20 protein-coding genes and 1 pseudogene are annotated in these 23,582 nt (G+C 67.9%); 10 read left to right on the plus strand and 11 right to left on the minus strand.

The window, feature by feature from the left end; genetic code table 11:
• Positions 1-9 precede the first annotated feature (9 nt).
• The gene (locus ACPTTF_RS25185) at positions 10-867 is read right to left on the minus strand and encodes an EamA family transporter (RefSeq protein ID WP_423368669.1); all 858 of its coding nucleotides are present in this window, start codon (positions 865-867) and stop codon (positions 10-12) included.
• A 412-nt stretch (positions 868-1,279) separates the two neighbouring features.
• Between ACPTTF_RS25185 and ACPTTF_RS25190 the strand changes: the two genes are divergently transcribed.
• Positions 1,280-2,953, plus strand: coding sequence for a phospholipase C (locus tag ACPTTF_RS25190; protein ID WP_423368670.1), 1,674 nt, complete (start codon positions 1,280-1,282; stop codon positions 2,951-2,953).
• A 94-nt stretch (positions 2,954-3,047) separates the two neighbouring features.
• Complete coding sequence (locus tag ACPTTF_RS25195) at positions 3,048-4,466, plus strand: cytochrome-c peroxidase (RefSeq protein ID WP_423368671.1); 1,419 nt, start codon at positions 3,048-3,050, stop codon at positions 4,464-4,466.
• A 24-nt stretch (positions 4,467-4,490) separates the two neighbouring features.
• Here ACPTTF_RS25195 and ACPTTF_RS25200 read toward each other — a convergent pair whose 3' ends face one another.
• The 4 genes and pseudogenes from ACPTTF_RS25200 to ACPTTF_RS25215 form a co-directional block, all read right to left on the minus strand.
• Positions 4,491-5,222, minus strand: a complete 732-nt coding sequence (locus ACPTTF_RS25200) for a class I SAM-dependent methyltransferase (RefSeq protein ID WP_423368672.1) — start codon at positions 5,220-5,222, stop codon at positions 4,491-4,493.
• 357 nt (positions 5,223-5,579) lie between these two features.
• Complete coding sequence (locus tag ACPTTF_RS25205) at positions 5,580-6,902, minus strand: TIGR00366 family protein (RefSeq protein WP_166952792.1); 1,323 nt, start codon at positions 6,900-6,902, stop codon at positions 5,580-5,582.
• Positions 6,903-7,109: 207 nt separating this feature from the next.
• On the minus strand, positions 7,110-8,444 hold the full coding sequence (locus ACPTTF_RS25210) for a chloride channel protein (protein ID WP_423368673.1): 1,335 nt from the start codon (positions 8,442-8,444) through the stop codon (positions 7,110-7,112).
• Positions 8,445-8,615: 171 nt separating this feature from the next.
• Positions 8,616-8,986: pseudogene (locus tag ACPTTF_RS25215) on the minus strand (amidohydrolase family protein); the annotation flags it as partial.
• Positions 8,987-9,291: 305 nt separating this feature from the next.
• Between ACPTTF_RS25215 and ACPTTF_RS25220 the strand changes: the two are divergent.
• Together ACPTTF_RS25220 and ACPTTF_RS25225 are read left to right on the plus strand one after the other, a co-directional pair.
• On the plus strand, positions 9,292-10,434 hold the full coding sequence (locus ACPTTF_RS25220; protein WP_423368674.1) for a porin: 1,143 nt from the start codon (positions 9,292-9,294) through the stop codon (positions 10,432-10,434).
• Between the two features lie 216 nt (positions 10,435-10,650).
• On the plus strand, positions 10,651-10,953 hold the full coding sequence (locus ACPTTF_RS25225) for a DUF4148 domain-containing protein (RefSeq protein WP_423368675.1): 303 nt from the start codon (positions 10,651-10,653) through the stop codon (positions 10,951-10,953).
• Between the two features lie 133 nt (positions 10,954-11,086).
• Here the strand turns inward: ACPTTF_RS25225 and ACPTTF_RS25230 are convergent, their stop codons facing one another.
• Entirely contained in the window at positions 11,087-12,034 is a 948-nt protein-coding gene (locus ACPTTF_RS25230) for a LysR family transcriptional regulator (protein ID WP_027791525.1), read from the minus strand.
• Positions 12,035-12,235: 201 nt separating this feature from the next.
• Here ACPTTF_RS25230 and ACPTTF_RS25235 point away from each other — a divergent pair, with 201 nt between their 5' ends.
• Entirely contained in the window at positions 12,236-14,419 is a 2,184-nt protein-coding gene (locus tag ACPTTF_RS25235; protein WP_423368676.1) for an FUSC family protein, read from the plus strand.
• Between the two features lie 155 nt (positions 14,420-14,574).
• Entirely contained in the window at positions 14,575-14,787 is a 213-nt protein-coding gene (locus ACPTTF_RS25240; RefSeq protein ID WP_166952807.1) for a hypothetical protein, read from the plus strand.
• 129 nt (positions 14,788-14,916) lie between these two features.
• Here the strand turns inward: ACPTTF_RS25240 and ACPTTF_RS25245 are convergent, their stop codons facing one another.
• Together ACPTTF_RS25245 and ACPTTF_RS25250 are read right to left on the minus strand one after the other, a co-directional pair.
• On the minus strand, positions 14,917-16,026 hold the full coding sequence (locus tag ACPTTF_RS25245; protein ID WP_423368677.1) for a P1 family peptidase: 1,110 nt from the start codon (positions 16,024-16,026) through the stop codon (positions 14,917-14,919).
• A gap of 88 nt (positions 16,027-16,114) precedes the next feature.
• Positions 16,115-17,521: an APC family permease gene (locus tag ACPTTF_RS25250; RefSeq protein WP_423368678.1), complete on the minus strand. Its 1,407-nt coding sequence runs from the start codon at positions 17,519-17,521 to the stop codon at positions 16,115-16,117.
• 125 nt (positions 17,522-17,646) lie between these two features.
• Between ACPTTF_RS25250 and ACPTTF_RS25255 the strand changes: the two genes are divergently transcribed.
• Positions 17,647-18,447, plus strand: coding sequence for a helix-turn-helix transcriptional regulator (locus ACPTTF_RS25255; RefSeq protein WP_423368679.1), 801 nt, complete (start codon positions 17,647-17,649; stop codon positions 18,445-18,447).
• A 138-nt stretch (positions 18,448-18,585) separates the two neighbouring features.
• Positions 18,586-18,969, plus strand: a complete 384-nt coding sequence (locus tag ACPTTF_RS25260; RefSeq protein WP_423368680.1) for a hypothetical protein — start codon at positions 18,586-18,588, stop codon at positions 18,967-18,969.
• A gap of 82 nt (positions 18,970-19,051) precedes the next feature.
• Here the strand turns inward: ACPTTF_RS25260 and ACPTTF_RS25265 are convergent, their stop codons facing one another.
• Together ACPTTF_RS25265 and ACPTTF_RS25270 are read right to left on the minus strand one after the other, a co-directional pair.
• Positions 19,052-19,357: a panthothenate synthetase gene (locus ACPTTF_RS25265; RefSeq protein ID WP_166952822.1), complete on the minus strand. Its 306-nt coding sequence runs from the start codon at positions 19,355-19,357 to the stop codon at positions 19,052-19,054.
• A gap of 188 nt (positions 19,358-19,545) precedes the next feature.
• Positions 19,546-20,985, minus strand: a complete 1,440-nt coding sequence (locus ACPTTF_RS25270; protein WP_423368681.1) for a cytochrome P450 — start codon at positions 20,983-20,985, stop codon at positions 19,546-19,548.
• A gap of 87 nt (positions 20,986-21,072) precedes the next feature.
• On the opposite strand from ACPTTF_RS25270, the gene ACPTTF_RS25275 reads away from it, so the two are divergent.
• Positions 21,073-22,008 carry a helix-turn-helix domain-containing protein gene (locus ACPTTF_RS25275; RefSeq protein WP_423368682.1) on the plus strand — a complete coding sequence of 312 codons (936 nt, stop codon included), beginning with the start codon at positions 21,073-21,075 and terminating at the stop codon, positions 22,006-22,008.
• 7 nt (positions 22,009-22,015) lie between these two features.
• Here ACPTTF_RS25275 and ACPTTF_RS25280 read toward each other — a convergent pair whose 3' ends face one another.
• Complete coding sequence (locus ACPTTF_RS25280) at positions 22,016-22,393, minus strand: nuclear transport factor 2 family protein (RefSeq protein ID WP_423368683.1); 378 nt, start codon at positions 22,391-22,393, stop codon at positions 22,016-22,018.
• A 303-nt stretch (positions 22,394-22,696) separates the two neighbouring features.
• Between ACPTTF_RS25280 and ACPTTF_RS25285 the strand changes: the two genes are divergently transcribed.
• Positions 22,697-23,581: a LysR substrate-binding domain-containing protein gene (locus ACPTTF_RS25285; protein ID WP_423368684.1), complete on the plus strand. Its 885-nt coding sequence runs from the start codon at positions 22,697-22,699 to the stop codon at positions 23,579-23,581.
• Position 23,582 lies beyond the last annotated feature (1 nt).

Consider the following 23,582-nt stretch of genomic DNA (forward strand, 5'->3'; position numbering starts at 1 on the left):
CCGGCCCGTTCACCGCACCGCTTCAAACGCACTGATCAGCAACGCCCCCGCCGCGATCACCACGCACCCGGCCGCCCGTCGCGGCGTCAGCCGCTCGCCGAGATACACGCGTGCGATCAGCGCCGCGAACACCACGCTCGTTTCACGCAGCGCCGACACCGGCCCCATCGGCGCGCGATCCATCGCCCAGATCACGATGCCGTACGCGAGCGCCGCGAACACGCCGCCGCACGCGGCCTTCGCCGTTTCGCCGACATCCTGCGTGAGCCGCAACGGCCCCGCACGCAGCCGGTAGTACGCGGCCATCATCGCGCCCGTCAGCACGAACATCCACGCGGTATAGCCGACCGTGTTGCCGCTTTCCCGCACGCCGATTCCATCGACCACGCTGTAGGCCGCGATCGACACGCCGGTCGCGAACGCCGTCGGCAGGACCTGCATCATCCGGTGCTTCGCGTCGCGTCCGCGCTCCAGGCCGATCGCCATGATGCCCGCGCAGATCAGCACGAGCCCGCCTTGCGCGCCGACATTCAGGTGCTCGCCCGCAAACGCCGCCGCACCGAGCGTGACGAGCAGCGGCGCGGTGCCGCGCGCGACCGGATACGCGACGGTCAGGTCGCCGTGCTCGTACGCGCGCACCAGCAGCAGCGTATAGACGACGTGGAGCACGGCCGATGCGACGACATAGAGCCAGCTCGCCGGCGTGATCGGCGCCGCGGCCGGCAGGAACAGCAACGCGAACAGCCCGATCGCGATCTGCAGCACCGTGGCCGACCGCAGCCGGTCGCCGCTGCTGCGGACGAGCGCGTTCCATGACGCATGCAGGAACGCCGCGCACAGAACGGCAAACAGAACGGGGATCGGCACGCTGAATACTCCCTGACGCGCGGCCACGTGAAATCGTCGCCGCAGGGCGTTCATCGTATGAATACGTCATCCGATTGTCAAAAAGCCTGCGCTGCGCAGCACCCTGCGCAAACCGCGCAGCGGCGCCCATTCGCCGGCTTCGCCCGCCCCGCGCGGCATCCGCGGCCGTGGCCCCGCGCGTCGCGGGATGTGACGCAAAGGTGGCAGGCGGTCCGCCCCTTTCCGTTCTCTTTCGACTCGCGTTCCGCCGTAATGAAATCGATACCGCAGCGCAATCGACACGAAATAACTCCGTCCCCATATCTTCATACGGGACTGTTTCAATGCGCGTGCTCTCTCACGAGCCCCGCGCCGAACCGACACGGAGACGGGGCCGCTCTCCACCATCGAAGACCTTACCTGGAGTTTCCCGATGTTCCGTCAAGCCTTGCTCGTCACCGCCTGCGCAGCCGCGGCGCTGGCGCTGTTCGCCTGCGGCGGCAGCGACGATCCCACGTCGACGCCTGCCGTGTCGTCGCAGGATGCGCTGCAGACCGCCACGCCGATCAAGCACGTCGTCGTGATCTATGGCGAAAACATCTCGTTCGACCACTACTTCGGCACCTACCCGAACGCGACGAACCCGTCGGGCGAACCGGCGTTCACCGCGAAGGCCGGCACGTCGACGCCCAACGGCCTGACGGGCACGCTGCTCACCGCGAACCCGAACTTCACGAACACGGCCAACGGCACCGACGCGGCCAACCCGTTCCGCCTCGACCGCACGCAGGCCGCGACCGCCGACCAGAACCACGCGTACACGGCCGAGCAGCAGGCCGAGGACAACGGCCTCGCCGACCTGTTCCCGAAATACACCGGCAAGGGCTCGTCCGGCGGCGCCGGTGCGTTCGGCACGAAGGGCCAGGTGATGGGCTACTTCGACGGCAACACCGTGACGGCGCTGTGGAACTACGCGCAGCGCTTCGCGATGAGCGACAACATGTACACGACGTCGTACGGCCCGTCGACGCCGGGCGCGCTGAACGTCGTGTCGGGCCAGACCAACGGGATGCAGATCGTCAAGACGTCGGCACAGCCGTCGACGCTCGCGAAGAGCTCGTACTACATCAATGACGGCGCGGGCGGCCTCACGATGATCAACGACGTCGACCCGGGCAACGACGTGTGCTCGAGCACGACCGACCAGGCGTTGATGAGCGGCAAGAACATCGGCGACCTGCTGAACGGCGCGAAGATCACGTGGGGCGGCTTCATGGGCGGCTTCAACCTGTCGACGACCAACAGCAACGGCACGACGGGCTGCGCGCGCAGCACGGTCGCCACCGCCGTGAACGCCGCGACGTCCGACTACATCCCGCACCACAACTGGTTCCAGTACTACGCGTCGACGTCGAACCCGCAGCACACGCGCCCGAGCTCGGTCGCGGCGATCGGCTCGAGCCTCCAGACCGACGGCAAGACCGCCGAGCCCGCGAACCACCAGTACGACACGGACGACTTCTTCGCCGCCGTGAAGGCCGGCAACTTCCCGTCGGTCAGCTACCTGAAGGCCCCGGCCGCGCAGGATGCGCACGCGGGCTATTCGGATCCGCTCGACGAGCAGGCGTTCGTGACGAAGGTCGTCAACTTCCTGCAGCAGCAGCCGGACTGGCAGAACACGGCCGTGATCGTCACCTATGACGATTCGGACGGCTGGTACGACCACGTGTACACGGCACCGACGCGCGCGTCGTCCGACCCGGTCGACCAGGTCAACGGCAACGGCAAGTGCGGCACGGGCGGCACCACCGGCGTGAACGGCTCGACCGTCAACGGCCGCTGCGGCCCGGGCGTGCGGATTCCGCTGATCGTGATCTCGCCGTATGCGAAGCAGAACTACGTCGACCACACGATGATCGACCAGTCGTCCGTCGTGCGCTTCATCGAGGACAACTGGCTCGGCGGCCAGCGCATCGGCGGCGGTTCGTTCGATGCGACGGCAGGCGACCTGCGCAACCTGTTCGACTTCACGTCGAAGCCGAACACGGCGCCGCTGTACCTCGACCCGACGCTCGGCACTGCATTGAGCGCGGCACCGGCAATCTGACCGGTATTGCATGACCGCATGGCCGGCGCCTCACGCGCCGGCCGTTTCCGTTTAACGCGCCGCTTCGTGCGGCGCCCGATTTCCGACCGACAGCATGACAGCTCGCCCTGCGTTCCCGTCTCCCGACGCCTCCGGCACCTCCGCGCCGCGCTCCCCTTCCCGCCTTCTGCGCCGCGCGGCCTTCGTGATCGGCGCCGCCGTGCTCGGCTATGGCGCGTTCGCGATCGCGTTCCCTGCGCAGGTACCGGCGGCGATCGGCACCGTCGTCGCCGACTGGACGGGCGCGAACCCGCATCCGGTCGTGCTGCAGCGGCCCGCCGCGCAGCCGCTGTCGGCGGTCGCGCAGCTCGGCCGTGCGCTGTTCGCCGATCCGTCGCTGTCCGCGTCGGGCAAGCAGTCGTGTGCGTCGTGCCACAGCCCCGATCATGCGTACGGCCCGCCGAACGCGCTCGACGTGCAGCCGGGCGGCCTCGCGATGACGCAGCAGGGCTATCGTCCGCCGCCGTCGCTGATGTACCTGTACCGCCAGCCGAACTTCAGCATCGGCCCCGATGCCGGTGAAAACGACGCCGCACCGACCGTCGCGCAGCAGGCCGCTTCGGCCGCCGGCGTAGTGAAGGCGCAGAAGGTGGCCGGCACGTCGGCCGCGCCGCAGCTCGTGCCGCAAGGCGGGATGTTCTGGGACGGCCGCGCCGATACGCTGCAGCAGCAGGCGTTCGGCCCGCTGCTGAATCCGGTCGAGATGGCGAACGCGAGCATCGACGACGTCGCGCGCAAGCTCGCGCAGTCGTCGCACCGCGCGCAGCTCGAGCAACTGTTCGGCGCGCGCGTGTTCGACAGCCCGCAGCTCGTGGTGTCGGAAGCGATGTTCGCGATCGCGCGCTACCAGGTGGAGGATCCGTCGTTCCACCCGTACAACAGCAAGTACGACCGCTGGCTCGAAGGCCGTGCGCGTCTCACGCAGGCCGAACTGCGCGGGCTGCGCCTGTTCAACGATCCGGACAAGGCGAATTGCGCGGGCTGCCATCTGTCGAAGGCCGGCAAGGACGGGTTGCCACCGATGTTTACCGACTACCAGTACGAGGCGCTCGGCGCACCGCGCAACAAGGAACTGGCGCAGAACCGCAACCCGGCGTTCTACGATCTCGGCGTGTGCGGGCCGTTCCGCGACGACCTGAAGGACCAGACGCAGTATTGCGCGATGTTCCTCACGCCGACGCTGCGCAACTCGGCGACGCGCCACGTGTTCTTCCACAACGGCGTGTTCCATACGCTTGACCAGGTGATGGCGTTCTACAACGAGCGCAGCATCTCCCCGCAGAAGTTCTATTCGCGCGGCGCGGACGGCAAGGTCGACGAGTACGACGACATTCCGCCGAAATACCGCGCGAACGTCGACGTGACCGACGCGCCGTTCGATCGCAAGGCGGGCGACAAGCCGGCGATGACCGCGCAGGACATCAAGGATATCGAAGCGTTTCTGGGGACGTTGAACGACGAGCCGGTGCGCTGAGCGCCGCTCGCCCGCCGCGCGGCGTCAGCTGCGCGCGCGGATGCAGAGAAACGCCGGCGCCTGCGACAATTCCGCGTGAAGCCGTTCCGACTCGGCCTTCATCTCCGCCAGCGGCAGCGGCTCGACGAAGCGCTCGAGCCGCCAACCGGCATCGGCCACTGCGTTCAGGATGTCGCCGAGCGGCCGCCGGTAGGCTTCGACAAAGGGTTTCGGCTCGCCGAAACCCGACCAGTGGAAGCCGAAGCGCGACGTATCGAAGTACGTACCCTCCCCGCGCGTCCGCTCGTCCATCCAGTCGCGCATCGGATGCGCCATCGAAAACACCAGCGTCGCACCCGGCCTCGCGACGCGTTTGAATTCGCGCAGCGTCGGCGTTAGATCGCGTACGTAGTCGAACGCCAGCGAACACACGATCTTGTCGAAAGCGTGATCGGGCAGCCATGCGAGCGGCGCCGCGAGATCGCCTTCGACGACGTCGACCGCCAGGCCCGCGCAGCGGGTTCTCGCCAGCGCGACCATTTCCGGTACCACGTCGAACGCGTGCACGGTCGCGCCGTGTCGTGCAAGGTGCGCGCTGCAAATGCCCGGGCCGCAGCCCGCGTCGAGCACGGCCAGGCCGTCGACGTCGCCGAGCAGCGCCATCGTCGCGGGCCGCTCGTACAGTGCGTTGTGCGCCTTCGTCGGCGCGATGTCCGCGTAGCGTTGCGCAAGCGCCGCGTACGCGCGGCGACCGGGAGGTTCGTGTGGATCGTGCATGCGGCCTCCATCGAGGTGAACAGGGGATGATTCTGCGCGATCGGACAACGGATGGCGAGCGGCCCGCGCCCCTGCATGACGAAAGGCTGTCGAGCAACCGGTATCACGCGCCCCCGGCCGCGATACGGAAACGCTGCAAGCGGTGAAACGGAATCGGCGGATCGGAGACGGTGCGATCGAACGGGCTACCGGCAACGCGAAAACGGGCTGACGCTGCTCGTGGCCGCGTTCGTCGTCCGGCGTTCGCGAGCCTCGCATTGCGTCGCGGACACGAGCGGCCCGATACGCGGTCGCACGCTAGACAGTCGGCATGATGCAAGCCGCGCAACGCGGACTCCCCGCATCGCGCCCGCTCCATCAGAACAGATACATCCCCGCGACGAACACGACGCCCGAGAACAGCAGCGTCGTCACGCAATAGCCCATGATGTCGCGCACGCCGAGCCCGGCGATCGCCAGCGCGGGCAGCGCCCAGAACGGCTGCGCCATGTTGGTCCAGGCCTCGCCGTACGCGATCGCCATCGCGGCCTTGCCGAGATCGGCGCCGAGCGCTTGAGCCGCCGGCATCACGAACGGGCCCTGCACGACCCAGTGGCCGCCGCCCGACGGCACCGCGAAATTGATCACGGCCGAGCTCAGGAATGCCAGCAGCGGGAACGTGTGCACGTTCGCGATATCGACGAACCACTTCGTGATCACGCCCGCGAGCCCCGAATGGTCCATCAGCGCCTGGATGCCCGCGTAGAACGGGAACTGGATCATGATCCCGGACGCGCCGCGCGCAGCGCCCGCCACCGCGCGCGCATAGGCCATCGGCGTACGGTGCAGCAGGATGCCGGCTGCGAGGAATGCGAGGTTCACGGTGTCGATGTCGAGCGCGAAGCCCTTCTGCACGAACTTCAGCACGAGGAACGCCGCGCACAGCGCCGCGACAAGGACCGACAGCGCTCGGCTCTCCTCCATCCGCTCCGCGAACGTCGCGTCGGGCCCGAGCTGGCGCTCGACGCTCGGCGGTTCGGCGAGCAGTGCCGGATCGACGCTGACCACGTCGCCGGGCTTCGGCATCATCATGCGCGCGAGGAACGGCAGCATCACGATCAGGCCGATCGTGATGAACGCGTTGTAACCGGTGAAGATCGTCTGCGACACGGGAATCAGCCCGATGGTCTTCTCCATCGGATTGCCCTTCGTGGCCGCGACGAGCGGGACCGAACCCGACAATCCACCATGCCAGCTCAGGAAGCCCATATACGCGGACGCGACGAGCAGCCGGTAATCGCTGCCGGCGACACGACGCGCCACTTCGCGCGCGAGCATCGCACCGAGCACGAGGCCGAAGCCCCAGTTGATCGCGCACGCGAGCGCGCCGACGAACGCGACGAGCATCACGCCCTGCCCCGGCGTGCGCGCGGTGCTCGCGAGTGCGACGAGCATGCGCTTCACGGGCGGTGAGCTCGCGAGTGCGTGACCGGTGACGAGAATCATCACCATCTGCATCGAGAAGGCGAGCAGGTTCCAGAAGCCCGAACCCCACATCGTCGTGAGCTGCGCGGGCGAATTCGGCGTGAGGCCGAACGCGAGCGCGAACGTGACGACCGTCAGCAGGATGGCGAAAATCAACGGGTCGGGCAACACGCGGTGGACCACCTGCGTGAAAAAGCGGGAAATGCGCTGAATCAACTTGAGCTCCTCGTTTCCTGATAGGGACGTCCGCGCGTGTCGTTGTTGGTTGGTGCGCGGGTCGCGCGGATTCTTGCACAGAACCGGAGGACGCGCTCTGGATTGCGCGGCTGCGATTGCGTGCTGACGCGATCGTGGAAACGGGGAGAGAAACGGCGGCCGGCGGTGCAATCGGCGCCGCCGGTGAAAAGGACGGATGCGCGTGCGTTAACGAACGGCAGTCGCGGGTGTGCTCACGGTTGCAACCGGATTCACCTTCCGCTCGGCCAGCCGCTGCGCAAACCGGTACGCGACAAGCGAGCCGGCCACGGCAAGCAGCATCGGCACGAGGCTGTCGTGATCGACGCGGGTGAACTCGAGCAACAACACGACCGCCGTGATCGGCATCTGCATCGACGCGGCGAGAAACGCGGTCGCGCCGACGAGCGCGCAAGCGCCGATCGACGCACCCGGCCACACGAGGCTCCACAGCCCGCCGAGCACGACGCCGAGCAGCGTGCCGTTCGCGAGGCCGGGCGTCAGCAGGCCGCCTTCCGCGCCGGCCCGCAGGCTGCCGGCCTCGATCAGCACCTTCAGCACGAGCAGCGCGGCGGCGAGGCCGATCGTCAGCGTGCCGTCGAAACCCAGCGACGCCGGGCCCTTGCCGTTGCCGAGCAATTGCGGCAACCGCATCGCGAGCACGCCGATCACCGCGAAGTTGATCAGTGCGAGCACGGGCAGCCGCCCGTCTTTCGGCGCATTCGCCCGGGCGCGCGTCGTGAGCCGCACGAAGCCGTACGCGGCGAAGCCGAACAGCGGCCCGCAGACGATCGACCACGCCACCAGCGGCGTGCTCAGCACGAATGGCGGCACCGTGTACTGGTGCTCGTTGCCGAGGCCGATCCACGCAACGGCCGCCGCGATCGCCGACGTCGCGACCGCCACGACCAGCGCTCGCAGTTCGAACGTGCCGAGCAGCACTTCGAGCACGAAGATCGCGCCGCCGAGCGGCACGTTATAGACGGCCGCGAGGCCTGCGCCGGCACCGCACGCGACCATCAACCGGCAATCGTCCGGAGTGAGCCCCGCACGGTGAGCAAGCTGCCCGGCGAGCAGCGAACCGATCTCGCGCGGCGCGACTTCACGGCCGAGCGGCGAGCCGAGCGCGACGGTGACGATCTGCAGCAGCGCGTGAATCGTCGTGCTGACGACCGGCATCCGCGGATCGGCCGCGCGCACCGCGCGGCGGATGCTGACGAGCGGCCGGCCATACCGGTACAGCGCCCACCAGCCGCCGCCGGCGACGAAACCGCAGACGATCAGCACCAGGAGCCGGCGCAGCGAATCGGCGCCGGTCACGCCGGTGAGGAAGCTCTCGGTGCCGATCACGTGCGCGACGCTGTAGCCGAACGCGACGTGCTGGATCGCATGCAGCAGCAGCGCGAGCAGCATGCCGCCGAGGCCCGCGCCGACACCGGTCAGGATCGTGACGACGGCCACGCGCGCAAACGGGCTGGCGGCCGGCGAAGAGGATGCGGGGGCGGACGGGAGATCGGGGCGCATGGGGTCGGCGAATGGGATCGAAAGGACGGCGCGCGACATGCGCGCCGTCGTCAGGACCGCATCGTAGGCCGCCGCCCATCATGAGACAAACGTATTTTTCGAATCGACTCATGCATTTCGTGAATGGATGAGTACTGAGACGCCGTGGCCGCCTGCAGCTCACCGTTCACCTCAATCCGGATACGTGATGCGCTCCGGTTCGCGCCGCGGGATCACCTTCCCGTGACGGATCGACAGCGTGGCCTTTGCCCGCCGACGTACCGCTTCGTAATCGCTCCACGTCGAGCATGACGAGATTCGCCGGACGCCCGGCCGCGACGCCGTAGCCGTCGCCGAGATGCATCGGCGTCGCGCTGCGGTCGGCCACGAAGTCGACGGATTGCTGCAGGACCTGGGAGCCGATCATGTGGCAGACATGGAGGCCCGCATCGAGCACGAGCAGGATGTTGCCGTTGGCGAGCGGATACCACGGCGCCTTGATCGAATCCTGCCAAGCACACGTTGATGCCCGCGCGATCGAATTCCGCGACACGCGTGATGCCGGTCGTGGGCGTGGGCGCGAACGATCCATTCTCTGCGCGCCGGTCGCGCCGCTCCACAGCCGTGCCGCGCCCCGCGCATGTTGCAACGACGCGACAGCACGCTCGCGACGGCGGGATGCCGCCCGCGTGCGACTGCGCACAAACCGCCAGCGTCCCACGCGTACGGCGCGTCGTGTCAGTTTTGTGAAGGACTCTTGCCGGATCCGGAAAGGTGCGCTCGCCGCCCCCGGCGGGCTTGCGCACGCGTTGCGTTCCTATACTTGCGCCGCACTTTTGTTCCCCCTCCCACACGTAGGAGCCTTCACTTGAAAAAGACCCTCATCGCCGGCGCATGCACCGCCGCACTGTTCGCCCCGCTCGCTCACGCACAGAGTTCGGTCACGCTGTACGGCCTGATCGATGCCGGCATCGTCTACACCAACAACGCCAACGGTGCGTCGCTGTGGCGCCTGAACAGCGGCACCGTCAACGGCAGCCGCGTCGGGTTTCGCGGCACCGAGGATCTCGGCGGCGGCCTGAAGGCCCTGTTCGTGCTCGAGAACGGCTTCAACGTGAACAACGGCGGCCTCGGGCAGGACGGCAAGCTGTTCGGCCGCCACGCATACGTCGGCCTGAGCCAGAACGGCTACGGCACGCTGACGCTCGGCCGCCAATACGACACGATGGTCGATTTCGTCGCGCCGCTGTCCGCCACGTCCGGCGACTTCGGCGACACGAGCTTCGCGCATCCGTTCGACAACGACAACCTGAACCACTCGCTGCGCATCAACAACGCGGTCAAGTACACGAGCGAGACCTTTGCGGGCTTCAAGGTCGGTGCGATGTACGCCTTCTCGAACGCGACCAGCTTCGGCGCGAACCGCGCGTACAGCGTCGCGGCGAGCTACACGAACGGCCCGCTGAAGCTGGCCGGCGCGTACCTGCAGATGAACGGCACGAAGGGCTCCACGAGCGCGAGCCCGGGCGCGACCGATGCGGCCGAAGCGAAGAGCCTGAACCAGGGCGGCTGGTCGATCGGCTCGGACCGCATGCGTTCGTACGGCGGCGGCGTCAGCTACGGGTTCGGCCCGGCCACCGTCGGCTTCGTCTATACGCGCTCGCAGTACGACAACACGGGCTCGTTCGGCTCGACCGGCCAGGTCGCGTTCAACAACTACGACGTGAACGTGCGCTATGCGGTGACGCCGGCCGTCAGCCTCGGCGCAGCCTACGTGTACACGGACGCCAGCGTGTCGAACCCCGACAGCAAGCACGGCACCGATCCGAAGTGGCACCAGGTCGACCTGCAGGCCGTCTACAAGCTGTCGCGTCGCACGGACGTCTACGCGGAAGCGATGTATCAGCACGCCTCGGGCCGCGGCTACCAGGCGTTCATCAACGGCTCGGGCGGCGCATCGAGCACGGCGAACCAGATCGTCGGCACGATCGGCATGCGCACGCGCTTCTGACCGGCGCGATGCCTCGTCGCCCGACGACCACGCACCCGCGTTCGCACGCGGGTTCGTTCGCCGCGGGCGGCTTGCAGCAATGTTGTTCCATCTGGAAGGCAGCCTGCCTGGAATCGGGGTTTTTACGCGCGCGGGCGCTGCGTAGACTGCCAGCGAAGGTCAGGGTCACGCATCGCGCGTTGACCCGGCCGCCTACCCCGTACCCAGGAGAACCTCGTGAAATCGCTCGTCGCTACCGCCGCCGCTGCCGTCCTGCTCGCTGCACCGGCCCTGTCGTTCGCCCAGTCGGCACAGTCGCCCGTCACGCGCGCGCAAGTGCTGCAGGAGCTGATCGATCTCGAATCGGTCGGCTTCAACCCGGCGCGCGGCGAATCCGTCAACTATCCGGACGACATCCTGGCGGCGCAGGAGCGGCTTCACGAAAAGCGTCTCGCGCAACACAAGGCTGCGCGAGACGCATACGGCCCGGCCGGCGAACCGGCAACGGAATCGGGCGCGGCGGCCAAGCCCGCGCAGTAACGGCATGACGATGCGCTCCGCCCGCGTGAACGATGTAGCGTGGGCGCGGCGGGTCGCGTTGGCGTAGCTCGCGTCGTTCGCGTCGTTCGCGTGAAGAGAAGAAGCCGGCGGTGTGCCGACGCGCGTTGGCCGCTCAGGCGGCCTGCGGTTCGCGGTCGATCGCGTTCAGCATCTCGACGTCGCGCGCGATCATCCCCGGCACCTGGGCACGCAGCATCTCGACCCACGTCCGCACCTTCGCATCGACGAAGCGGCGCGACGGATACAGCGCATAGACGTTCATCTTCTGCAGGATGTGCGCGGGCAGCACGCGTACGAGCGTGCCGTCGCGCAGCGCGTCGATCGCCGAGTACAACGGCAGCATGCCGATCCCGATACCGTCGCGAATCGCGAGGGCGAGCGATTCGGCGGTATTGGTCTGCACCGGCCCCGCGACGTGGATCTGCTCGACGCCTTCGGGCCCTTCGAGCACCCATTCGTGCGTCGGGAACGCCGGCGTGCACAGCGTCAGGCACGCGTGCGCGGCGAGATCCTGCGGACGGGCCGGCGCGCCATGGCGTTTCACGTAGTCGGGCGACGCGCACAGGATGCTGAAGGTCGAGCCGAGCAGGTGCGACACGAGTTCCGAATCGGGCAGCGACGACGCGGTCACGACGGCCATGTCGCTCGTCCCGTCGAACAGGTCGGGCATGCGCTGCGACAGCGACAGCTCGATCGACACGTCCGGAAACTGCGCGTGATAGCGCGTCAGTGCGGGCAACACATAGTGATGACCGACGCTCGCGAAGCTGTGCATGCGCAGTACGCCGGCGGGCCGTTCGTGCGCGCAGCTCGCCTCTTCTTCCGCGCGGTCGACGTCGGCGAGGATCTGGCGACAGCGCCGCAGATAGCTTTCGCCGGCCGACGTGAGCGCGAGACGGCGCGTCGAACGATTCATCAGACGGGTGCGCAGGCGTGCCTCGAGCTCCGACACCGCGCGCGACATCGCGCCCGTCGTCGAATTCAGCGATTGCGCCGCGGCGGTGAAACTGCCCGTCTCGACGACGCGCGAAAACACCCGCATGTTTTGTAGGGTATCCATTCCTGTGAGCAACCTGTAGCGGAGCCGCTATTTTCCTCCACTGGATGCGACAGATTGTTACTCCAGCTGCAACTATCGTTTCCCCGTAGCTGCGTTAATGCGCGGGCGCCGCGCTCCTACAATCGGCGCCTCACCAGTCGAACAGACCCGTTCGGACGCGCCGCGGCACCGTGCCCGGCCCCGCTCGGGCCCCCTCTTTTCATGAAGCCACAACCTGCGATCGAGCGACCTTCCATCGAACCGGCACGATGGAGGACATGGCTCGATCCACTCGGCGACGCGGCGCGCGACTGGGCTGCGAGCGACGGGCTGATCTGGCTGCACCTCGCGAAAACCGTGTTCGCGGCGCTCCTCGCAATGGGCATCGCGATGCGCCTGGAAATGTCGCAGCCGCGCACGGCGATGACGACCGTGTTCGTGCTGATGCAGCCGCTGTCGGGAATGGTGTTCGCGAAGAGTTTCTACCGCGTGCTCGGCACGGCGGCCGGCCTCGTCGCCGCGCTCGCGCTCGGCGGGCTGTTCGCGCAGCAGCCCGAGCTGTACATGGCCGGCATCACGCTGTGGATCGGCACCTGTATCGCGCTCGCCGTGCGCAACCGTCACTTCCGCTGGTACGGCTTCGTGCTCGCCGGCTATACGGCCGCGCTGATCGGCCTGCCGGCCGTGATGACCCCGCAGACGCTGTTCCAGTCCGCGCTCACGCGCGCCGCGGAAGTCGCGCTCGGCATCGCCTGCTCGGGCGCGGTCAGCGCGCTGATCCTGCCGCTCAGTTCCGCGAAGGCGCTGATGCGCTCGCTGGGCACCCGCCATGCGACCTTCGCGGCGTTCACGGCCGGCGCGCTCGCGGGCGACGTCGCACGCGGCGATTTCGAGCGGCGCTTCGCCGATTTCGTCGACGACATCGTCGGCTTCGAGGCCAACCGCGCGTTCGCGTCGTTCGAGGATCCGCACATTCGCGCACGCAGCCGCCGGCTCGCGCGGCTGAACAGCGAGTTCATGAACGCGTGCACGCGGCTGCATGCGCTGCACCAGCTCGTCAAACGGCTGCGCGCGAATGGCTCGGACGCGGTGCTCGATGCGCTGGCGCCGCATGTCGATGCGCTCGCGCAGCGCTTCGCCGCACTACGCGACGAGCGGCAGCGCGGCATCGCGCCGGCCACCGGTGCGCTGCTCGAACTGCGGCGCTTCCACAGCGCGTTGCCGAAAGCCGCGCGCGCATCGCGACGAAACATCGAGGAACATGCAGCCGGCGGCCTGCTCGACTTCGATACCGCGATCGAATTGCTCTACCGCTTCATCGGCGAATATCTCGGCTACGCCGACACCTATGCATCGCTCGACCAGGACGATCATGCGTTCGAGCGCTCGGTCACGCATTACGCGGTGAAGACCAATTCGTTCTTCGTCGGTTTCGCGTTCCTGCGCACGATCGTCGCCGTCGGCGCGATGAGCGCGTTCTGGCTTGCCTCCGAATGGCCGAGCGGCCCGCTCGCCGTGATCGCCACCGCGATCGCGTGCGCGCTCAGCTCGACGTCGCCGCGCGCGCCGAAGTTCGTGGCGCAGATGAGCGTCGGCGCGGCATTCGCGACCGCCGTCGGCTACGTGTTCCTGTGCTACGTGTATCCGAACATCGACGGCTTCCCGCTGCTGTGCGCCGCGCTCGCGCCGGTGCTCGGCCTCGGCGCGTTTCTCGCGATGCGGCCGGGATTGTCCGGCTACGGGATCGGCTTCGCGGTGTTCTTCTGCCTGCTCGCGGGGCCCGACAACGTGATCGCGTATACGCCCGAGGTGCTGATCAACAACGGCCTGGCCATCGTCATCGCGATGCTCGCGTGCTCGCTCGTGTTCGCGGTCGTATTCCCGACGCAGATGCCGTGGCTCACGGGCCGCATCGCGCACGACCTGCGCCGCCAGGTCACGCTGGCGTGCACAGGCGCAACGGACGGCCTCGCGCAGCGCTTCCAGTCGAGCACGCACGACCTGATGGCGCAACTGCGCACGCTGCTCGTACGGCGCACGCGACAGCATCGCGACGCGCTGCGCTGGATGCTGTCAACGCTCGAAGTCGGCCACGCAGTGATCGACCTGCGCGACGAACTGAACGCGTTCTGCGCATCGAAACCGCCGCAAACGCTGCGCTGGACCGGCTCGATCGACGCGGTGCTGCACGAGCTGCCGCGCTTCTTCGACGATCCGACACCCGGCCATCACGCACGCACGCTGAAATCGGTGAATCTCGCGATCCGCGCGGCGCAGCACACGCTGCAGGCGTGGTATGCGGTGCCCAACGAGCGGCACCGCATGCAGCGCATCGTCGGCTGTCTGCACTTCATGCGCAGCGCACTGCTGGACAAGGATGCGCCGTTCAACCGGCATCGTCATTGAGGCCATTGACGCCATCGACGATCGGTGCGCGCGCAACGGGATCCTTGTGCCGGATGGAAATAAGCTCTACAGCCACGGTGATTAATCTTTAAGCAGTACGAGCCTATAGTTTCCTCACTGCCAGCGAGACTGGCACTCACCCAGGAGAAACCCAAATGAAGCCGCTGCACCTCGCCCTCGTTGCCCTGTCGCTCACCGCTGCTGTTGCTCACGCACAGCCGGCACCGGCAGACGTCGCACCGCAACAGGCGAACCGCGCTGAAGCCGTGAAGGCCGCCGGCCGCGTCGATCGTTCGCAATCGAAGCAGGAAGACCCGAACGCCTGTGTCGGCCCCGTCAGCTTCTGCAACATCTACTTCGGCAGCTGAGCATGACGCCGCGTCGTCACGGCCAGGCCCGCACCGCCCGCGTTGAATGCGCGGGCGAGCGGCGCCCCGGCCGATCGCCGCATCGCCGCTCCACCCCACGCCGCTTCGATTGAAGCGGCGCATGCCGTTTCAGGCGCCGCGCCCCGGCCGCCAGCCCACCTCGCGCAACGCATCGAGCAAGCGCGCCTGCCCCAGCCCTTCGACTCGCGCACCGCGCGACTCGACGTCGCCGCCCGCGACGAGCGCGTTCACGATCGCTTCCTCCACTGCTTCCGCCGCCGCGACGAACAGCGCGGAAATATGGTCGTTGTTGACCATCTTCACGCCGGTGGTCGGCGCACCCTTGCTGCCGTAGTTCGCCGCCGGCAGGCCGTCGTTGCCCGTTGCGAACGCAAGGAAGATGTCGCCGCTCGAATCCTCCGTGCCGCCGCCGACCCGCGCGAGCCCGACACTGGCACGCTGCGCGAGGCGCGTGCATTGATGCGGCAGCAACGGCGCGTCGGTCGCGATCGTCACGACGATCGAGCCCATCCCGGCCTCGCCCTGCGCGTCCGGCGCGCGGAACGGAGAAGGCACGTGCCGCAGTACCTCGCCGACCGGATAGCCGGCCACACGCAGCATCTCGCGCACGCCGTAGTTCGCCTGGACGAGCGCGCCGACGGTCCAGCCGCCCGCATCGGCCGCGAGCACGCGCGACGCGGAGCCGATGCCGCCCTTGAACTCGTGGCAGATCATGCCGGTGCCGCCGCCCACGCCGCCTTCGGCAACCGGCCCCGATTGCGCAGCGGCCAGCGCGCGCAGCACGTGCGCGGCGCTCACGTGCTGCCCCCAGATGTCGTTCAGCAGGCCGTCGTAGGTTTCCATCACGACCGGCATGCACCAGTACACGCGGCCTGCCGCGGCTTCGCGCTCGTTCGCGACGAGCGCATCGCGCACCGCGCCGACGCTGTGCGTGTTCGTATAGGCGATCGGCGTGGTGAGCAGGCCGGCTTCGCGGATCCATTCGAGCCCCGTCGCGTCACCGTTGCCGTTCAGCACGTGCACGCCCGCGAAACACGGCGAATCGTGCGCGGCGCCCGCGCGCGGCTCGATGACGGTGACGCCGGTGCGGATCGACGCGTCGCCGTTCTCGACGTTCAGCGTGCAATGTCCGACCCGCACACCCGGAACGTCCGTGATCGCGTTGAAGCGGCCCGGTGTGCCGAGTCCGATGCGGATGCCGAGATCCCTCGTGCGCATGATGCAATTCCTCCAGTGTTTCAATGGTTCGGTGTTTCGGTGTTTCGGTGTTTCGGTGTTTCGTTACGGCAAGGCTTCGATCCGGCGCTCAGAGCGCGCGGAATGCTTCGCTGTGGCGCGCCCAGACAACGTACATCACGAGTGCGGCAATCAGCAGCCCGGCGATGATGATCAGGTCGGTCGGTTTCGTGGCCGTGGCCAGCGTCGTGTAGAGCGTGTACCCGGCGCCTGCCACCGCGACGAGCGGCGTCACGGGCCACAACGGCATCCGGTAATGATGCTCGACGTCACGGCGCACGAACCGGCTCGCGAGCGCGGCCAGCCCGACGACCAGATAGATCAGCAGCAGCAGGTCGACCGTGAACGCGGTCAGTTCGTCGAGGCTCGACACGAACACGAGTCCCGCCGACGGTATCGCGAGCGCGATCGTCGCGAGCCACGGCGATTCGAGGCGCGGATGAATTGTCGAGAACGCGCGGTTGCAGGTACGCGACCAGAGCGCGTGCCGGCCGCTGCTGTACAGCAGGCGACCCATCGTGATCACGATCGCGATGATCGCGTTGAACACCGACAGGAAGATCCCGGCGCTGACCACGCGCGACACGGCCGGATTGCTCAGCGAGCGCACGACATAACCGATCGGGTCGGCACTCTTGGTCAGCTCCGTCAGCGACGGCGCGCCGAGCACGATTGCCGTGAGCGGTACCAGTTCGACGACGAGGATCACGAGCAGCGAATAGATCACGGCCTTCGCGACGTTGCGGTTGCCGCCGCGCAGGTCTTCGGCGAGATATGCCGCGGAGCCGAAGCCGTTGTAGCAGAAGATCGCGGTGCCGATCGCGGGCACGATGGCGGCGAGCGTCGCCGGCACGAGCGCGTTGCCGCTCGCGACGACCGGCGCGACCAGCACATCGGCGCCGCGATGCAGCGAGCCGAAACCGAGCCCCGCGATCAGCATCAGCACGCCGATCTCGACCACCAGGAACGCGCCCGTGATCCACGCGTTCGTCTTGATGTTCAGCATGCCGAGCAAGTAGCTGAGCAGCACGATCGTCAACGCGACCGACTGGTTGCTGAAGTGCGTGCCGAGCGCATTGTTCAGGTAAGGCGCGGCGCCGCTCGCAAGCACGGCGGGGATGAATACGCTGACGGACAGCACCGTGATGAAGGTCAGGTAGCCGGGCAGCGTGCCGAACACGCGCTTGGCCATCACGTACTCGCCGCCCGCGCTGCGGTGCGCGGCGCTGAGTTCCGCATAGCAGAGCGCGAACGCGAGCGCGAGCACGCCGCCGAGCAGGAACGACAGCACCGCTCCGCTGCCGGCCTGCTGGATCGCGAACGGCGCGATCACGAAGATCGAGCTCGCGGGCGTCACGCCCGATACGGTGATCATCACCGCATCGCGCACGCTGAGCGTCTGCGACAGCGCGCGCGGCGCGTCTTCCGTGGCAGGCGCCGCTTGCACGGTGCCAGTCGATTCCGACATCATCGCCATTTCGTTCCTCCTATCCCGCTGTTTTTTGAACGCCCATACTCGGGCCCGACTGATTGCGTGGCAGTCTAGGAAGCCAATTTCAGGACCGCTATTCCCCCTTCGTGTTACGCCCTTCCGGTGGTGGTATGGATCGTCTCTTTTCCGAAATCGCGATGCACCAGGCGCTCGGCCGCGCAATCGATCATCTCGGCCAACCGCGCTTCTGGCGGTTCCTGGTGCTGCTGCTCAATGAAATGGTGCCGTTCGACAACGCGCTCGCGACCGCGATCGGCCGCGACGGGGTGCCGCTCGTGCTCGAAGAGTACGACACGGGCGGCACCGATGCAGCGTCGCCCGTGCCGCTCTACCTGAACGGCGTGTATCTGCTCGACCCGTTCCTGCAGGCCGCGCACGACGGGCTCGCCGACGGCTGTTACCGGCTCGAGGAAGTCGCGCCCGACCTGTTCCGGCAGAGTGAATATTTCCTGAGCTACTTCCGCGACGCGGTGGGCGACGACGAGATCCAGATCCTCGTGCGGCCGAACGCCGACATGCTGTTGTCGTTGTCGCTCGGCACGGGCACGCGTTTCGACGTCGAGCCGCTCGGCAAGCTGACGGCCGCGATGCCGTGGGTGCTCGCGGCGATCCGGCAGCACTGGCGGCTGGTGGGCGACGCGGCACGCGTGACGCCCGACGCCGATCTCGGCGCGCGGGTCGAGCAGGCGCTCGCCCGCTTCGGCGCGGGCGTGCTGACCGATCGCGAAATGTCAATCGCGCGAATGGTGCTGCGCGGCAATTCGTCGAAGGCGATTGCCGAGCGGCTCGCGATTTCACCGGAAACGGTGAAGGTGCACCGGCGGCACCTGTACGCGAAACTCGGGATTTCTTCGCAGCCCGAGCTGTTCTCGCGCTTCATCCAGGCGCTGGGGGAAGACGCGGCCGGATGAATGCGTCGATCCGGACGGATGGCAACCGGCGCGGAATCGGGCACTATCCGTGAAGTGCCGCATGCCGTAGTTATCGGGTGACGCCGATGCGGATGCTCCGTCGACAACAAGACTGCCCGAAAACAGGAATCCCGACTCATGTCACTCATTCCGATCCTGGGAATTGGCTGGCTGTTTCTGTGCGCGATCAGCGCCGCGTCGCTCGTGCTCGTGCCGCCGGTGGTGCTGGTCGCCTGCCTGATGGGGAAGAACGTCTGGTCGATCCTGACCCGCGGCCGGCTGCAGTTCGCGTTCCTGGCCTATCTGGGTTCCGCGCCGGTGCCGGCGGTCTTCACGTTCCTGCTGGAAGCCGGCGCCGCGGCCGGGAATGCCGGCGGCGTGGCGTCCGACGCCGAGGTTCAATGGAACGAACGGTTCTTTTTCGTGTTCGTTGCCGCGGCGGCAGTGAGCGGCCTGCTGTTGATATTGCGACCGAAAGACAGGCAAACCGCGAACGTGGAGCCGCCGCAGGCTGTGCGATAGCCGGCACACGAACGCCGCGCCATGCCGCGCGCCCGGTTTTCGGGCACGGGCACGGTCATGCGCTGCTTCCCGCTCCTTCCCGCTACTTCCACTTCGCGCCGATCTGCGCGAGCCCGGCGTTGCGGAGATCGTCCGGCAGCATCACCACACGGAACTCGCAGTCCGCATTCAACATGAGGAACCACGGCTCCGCGAGCGCCGGGATCTGCGACGGGTCATCCAGATTGACGATCACGACCGCCCCGCGCCCGCCGTTCTGCTCCGTGAAATACACGGCCTCCGGCTTGACCGCATCGAGTATTCGCGAGATCACGTCGCCGACGCTGCCGTCGCGCACCAGCGTGTTGAACGGCTCGTGAGGGATTCGTATGTTGAGAAGCATGCGCATGACCATCCTCCTTGGGCTCCGCCCGGCGTGGGCCCTTCAAGCATAGGTGCTGCGCGATGGCGCGCGAGTGACACGGCAAGCCGTTGCCGGCACGCATTCACATTCCGACGATTCGATGACACCGCATCGCGCGAACGGCAATCGCTCGCGCGATGCAGGCCGGGTCGAATCGACCGTTCATGCCTCCATCATTCGGAGACCGTATCGGCCGCCAACCCCGTCGGCGCGATTGCCAGATGCAACGCCTGCTGCGGCCGCAGCGTCACGTTCAGCACCGCACGCGGCGGCGTCATGCCGGGCGGCACCGACAACACGTAGCGCTGCAGGACCATGGCGGCCACGACCGTCATCTCCGTCATCGCCAGATGCTGCCCGAGGCACACGCGCGGGCCGGTTCCGAACGGCATGAAGGCGCCGCGCGGCAGCGCCGGCGCATCGTCGGCGAAGCGCTCCGGGCGGAACGTATCGGGCTCCGGGAACCATCGCGGATCGCGTTGCATCAGTTGCAGCGGCAGCATGAACAGTGTGCGCGCGGGAAACTGCCACGCGCCCAGCGCGATCGGCCGCGATGCGCGACGGCTGATCAGGATCGGCGCGGCCGGATACAGGCGCAGCGTTTCGTCAAGTGTCTGCGACAGATAACGCAACGACGAGCGCGTCTCGGCCGACGGCGCGTGACCGCCCAGCACGCGGGACACCTCGTCGCGCGCGGCCGCCTGCACGGCCGGATTCGCGGCCATGCACCAGGCCCACCAGGTCAGCGTCCCGGCGGTGGTCTCGTGGCCGGCCATGAACGCCGTCACGCATTCGTCGTGCACGGCCTGCAGCGGCCATTTTCGCGGATCGGCCCGATGCAGCCGCAACAGGCGCGACAGCAGATCGTCGGGCCAGGCATGCTCGGGCCGGTCGAGGCGCGCATGCAGCTGCCGGTCGATCAGCCCCTTCAGCACCGCCATCGCGCGTGCCGTGCGGCGCTTCCACGGTACCCAGTTCGGCATGTTCACCGGCTGGTAGAACGCCGCGTTGGCCGCGGCGCTCACCACGCGCACCGCCTCCTCGGCTGCGCGTGAATCGTCGCCGATCGTATCGGAGAACATCGTGCGCATGATCACGTCCATCGCCAGCGACGTCAGCGCGCTTTCGATCGGCCAGTCCGGATCGCGTGCGGGCCATTGCGCGAGGGTGTGACCGGCTGTCGCCGCGATCGCCGGCACGAACGCCTGAACCGGTTTCGGCATGAAATTCGGCTGCATCGCCTGCCGCTTGTCGCGCCACGCGTCGCCTTCCGCGACCAGCACGCTGTGGCCGTGGACCTCCCCGAATACGCGGATGGCGCGCTCCCAGCGCCCGAGCGCATCGTGATGCGTGACCAGCAGCTCGCGCACGAGCGCCGGATCGGTCACGGTTACGGCGTGCTCGGGCCGCACGCGCAAGTGCACGACGTCGCCGTAAGTGCGCTGCCAGCCCGCGAGCGTGCCGATCAGGTCGCGCGACATCGTGCGCAGCAACCCCCAACCCGTCAGGCCGGCGGGCGGCCCCGGCGGCCATACGCCGGGCGGGTGAAGTACGGGCGCCGGCGCAGCGGTGTCCGCGTGGAATGGGCATTGGGAAGAGGATCGTGTGTTCATGTGCCGGATTGTCCGCATCGGCGCGCCGGCGGTCTTGAACGCAAACGACATCGACATGCGTCGGGCCGGTGCCTATACTGCGGCGTCATGTTCTCCGGCCCGCCATCGATTCCGCTGTCATGTCCCGATCCGCTTGCACGCGCGCCCCGCGTGGCGGGCGGCGGGCGGTCGCCGCATGCGCGTCTGCATCCCGCACCGGGCGCGCTGCAGGGCGCGGTGGTCGCGATCGTCCTGTGCGACACGCGCGGTGTCGCGTTGAGCGACGCGCAACGGCTTTCGCACTTTCCGGCGACACCGCTCGTCTGCGTGTCGTGGTACCGGGATCTCGACGTAGGCTTCATCGAACCCACCCCCGACGGCCCGCAATGGCGCCCCTTCGGCGCGACGGCGACGCTGTCGGGCAGCCATTCGGCCCCCACGGTCGCGTGGGCGCCGACGGGCGGGCTGATCGGCATGATCTGTTTCACCGCCGATGCCGCGCGAACATTGTTCGGCATCGCGCTGCCGGACATCCACGACCGCGTGCTCGACGCGCACGCGTGCCTCGGCCACGACTGGCACCCGCTGCTCGATGCACTGATCGGTGCGGATCGCGACGCCGACGTGCTGGCGGCAATCGATCGCCATCTGGCGCCTCGCTGGCAGGCGCTGCGGCCCGCGACCGCGCTGTCGTCGCTCCGCAACGCGGGACGCAGCTGGGTCGGGCGCCTCGCGCTGCAGGCGCGCGAATGGCGCGGCACGCACAGCCCGCGTCAGGTCGAACGGCGCATCAAGACCTACAGCGGCCGATCGCTGCGCGAATGGCAGGCGCTCGTCAGGACGGAAAGCGCGTTCTTCGCGGCGCGCGACCGGTTCGAAGCCGGCGACGCGTTCAACTGGGCCACGCTGGCGCTGGACGAAGGATTCGCCGACCAGGCGCACCTGAGCCGCGAGGTCAAGCGCATCACGGGATTCTCGCCGAGCGAATTCACGCAGCGCTTCATCGACGACGAATCGTTCTGGATGTACCGGCTGTGGGTGTAGCCCGCACTCAACCGCGTGGTTCGACGAACTCGCCGTCACGCGCAGCGTGCGGCACATTCCAGCCGAAATACACCTCGGCCTCGACGATCCGGCCATCGCGGACACGCAACCGCTCCGCATTCCGGAACCGCTTGCCGTCACGCGTTTCAGCCTCGTACATGACGAATACGTATTCGCCGTGCGCGACGACGTCGATGAAGTCGAAGCCCGTGAGCATCGCGCTGTTCGGCCAGCAGCGCGCGAAATAAGTGTCGCGGTCGAGCCGGTTGTCGAGCGGGCTCGTGAAATGAAAGTCCGGCGCAATCAGCGCTTCAATCGCGTCGCGGTCCTTGTCGGCGTATGCGCGGTAGCACGCACGCGCCACGTCGCCGGGATTCGGCAGCATCGTCGGGCCCTCCTTCAACGATCGACGCAAGCGTCGCTCGCGTCGCTTCGGATAGTGCGGCGGAACACGCCTGGCGGCAACCACCCCGACAAGCGTCGCCGCGGGCAGCCCGCGCGTGCCGTCACACGCCGCACGATGCCACGGTTGCCCGATTCGGCGGCCACGGGCATGATGTCCGCGAACTTGCCGGTTGTATTGCCCGCTTGCGTATCCCGCCGGGTTCACCGCCAGGTTCACCGCTTCCATGCGGCCCGTCACGCGAGCAATCCGCATACCGGCGCTGCCGCTCATGCCACTCCACCCATGTCACTCCGCGCATTCAGAACGCTGGTCGCCATCGCCCGATACCGGACTTTCGCACGCGCCGGCGAAGCCATCGGCCTCACTCAATCGGCGGTGAGCCTGCAGATCAAGACGCTGGAAAGCGAATACAACGTGCAGTTGTTCGATCGATCGCGCCGGCAGCCGGTGCTCACCGAGGCCGGCAACATCCTGCTTGCGCAGGCCGAGCAGGTGCTCGCGATGGTCGACCGGATTCCCGATGCGCTCAGCGACGAGAAGAAGCTCGTCGGCCGCCTGCGGATCGGCGCGATCCAGACCGCGCTGTCCGGCCCGCTGCCCGACGCGCTGCTCGCGCTGCGCGCGGCGCACCCGGGGCTGCGCGTGCACGTGTCGGCCGGGATGTCCGCTGAACTCGCGAACCGCGTCGCGGCCGGCGAACTCGATGCGGCGATCACGACGAACCCCGTGCGCCCGCATCCGGCGGAGCTGACGTGGACCACGCTCTACGAGGATCGCTTCTGGCTGCTCGCGCCGCCGGACCATGCGGAACGCGATGCCGGCACGCTGCTCGACGCGCTGCCGTTCATTCGCTTCGATGCGCAGGCATGGGCCGGCCGCATGATCGCCGCCGAGCTGCGCCGCATCGGCGTGCGCGTGCGCGAGGAAATGGTGCTGGACAGCGCGGAGACGATCGCGCGCATGGTGGCCAGAGGGCTCGGCGCGGCGATCGTAGCGCTCCCCGATTCGACGCTCGCGCGCCTACCGCCCGTCACGCGTTTGCCGTTCGGCCAGCCGCAGATGGGGCGCGCGGTCGTCCTGCTCGAACACCAGTCGCGTCCGGCCGAACGATTCGCGCGTGCGCTGGCTGCCGAAGTCACCGCGTCATCAATGAGAATTTCTCATTGAA

The sequence above is a fragment of the Burkholderia crassaminum genome (assembly GCF_964265005.1).
Classification (GTDB): Bacteria; Pseudomonadota; Gammaproteobacteria; order Burkholderiales; family Burkholderiaceae; genus Burkholderia.

Bases quoted from the DNA above. Each gene is read 5' to 3' on its own strand.
- ACPTTF_RS25190 (WP_423368670.1), top strand. From the start codon at position 1,280: ATGTTCCGTCAAGCCTTGCTCGTCACCGCCTGCGCAGCCGCGGCGCTG.
- ACPTTF_RS25195 (WP_423368671.1), top strand. From the start codon at position 3,048: ATGACAGCTCGCCCTGCGTTCCCGTCTCCCGACGCCTCCGGCACCTCC.
- ACPTTF_RS25200 (WP_423368672.1), bottom strand. From the start codon at position 5,222: ATGCACGATCCACACGAACCTCCCGGTCGCCGCGCGTACGCGGCGCTT.
- ACPTTF_RS25210 (WP_423368673.1), bottom strand. From the start codon at position 8,444: ATGCGCCCCGATCTCCCGTCCGCCCCCGCATCCTCTTCGCCGGCCGCC.
- ACPTTF_RS25230 (WP_027791525.1), bottom strand. From the start codon at position 12,034: ATGGATACCCTACAAAACATGCGGGTGTTTTCGCGCGTCGTCGAGACG.
- ACPTTF_RS25235 (WP_423368676.1), top strand. From the start codon at position 12,236: ATGAAGCCACAACCTGCGATCGAGCGACCTTCCATCGAACCGGCACGA.
- ACPTTF_RS25240 (WP_166952807.1), top strand. From the start codon at position 14,575: ATGAAGCCGCTGCACCTCGCCCTCGTTGCCCTGTCGCTCACCGCTGCT.
- ACPTTF_RS25245 (WP_423368677.1), bottom strand. From the start codon at position 16,026: ATGCGCACGAGGGATCTCGGCATCCGCATCGGACTCGGCACACCGGGC.
- ACPTTF_RS25250 (WP_423368678.1), bottom strand. From the start codon at position 17,521: ATGGCGATGATGTCGGAATCGACTGGCACCGTGCAAGCGGCGCCTGCC.
- ACPTTF_RS25255 (WP_423368679.1), top strand. From the start codon at position 17,647: ATGGATCGTCTCTTTTCCGAAATCGCGATGCACCAGGCGCTCGGCCGC.
- ACPTTF_RS25260 (WP_423368680.1), top strand. From the start codon at position 18,586: ATGTCACTCATTCCGATCCTGGGAATTGGCTGGCTGTTTCTGTGCGCG.
- ACPTTF_RS25265 (WP_166952822.1), bottom strand. From the start codon at position 19,357: ATGCGCATGCTTCTCAACATACGAATCCCTCACGAGCCGTTCAACACG.
- ACPTTF_RS25270 (WP_423368681.1), bottom strand. From the start codon at position 20,985: ATGAACACACGATCCTCTTCCCAATGCCCATTCCACGCGGACACCGCT.
- ACPTTF_RS25275 (WP_423368682.1), top strand. From the start codon at position 21,073: ATGTTCTCCGGCCCGCCATCGATTCCGCTGTCATGTCCCGATCCGCTT.
- ACPTTF_RS25280 (WP_423368683.1), bottom strand. From the start codon at position 22,393: ATGCTGCCGAATCCCGGCGACGTGGCGCGTGCGTGCTACCGCGCATAC.
- ACPTTF_RS25285 (WP_423368684.1), top strand. From the start codon at position 22,697: ATGTCACTCCGCGCATTCAGAACGCTGGTCGCCATCGCCCGATACCGG.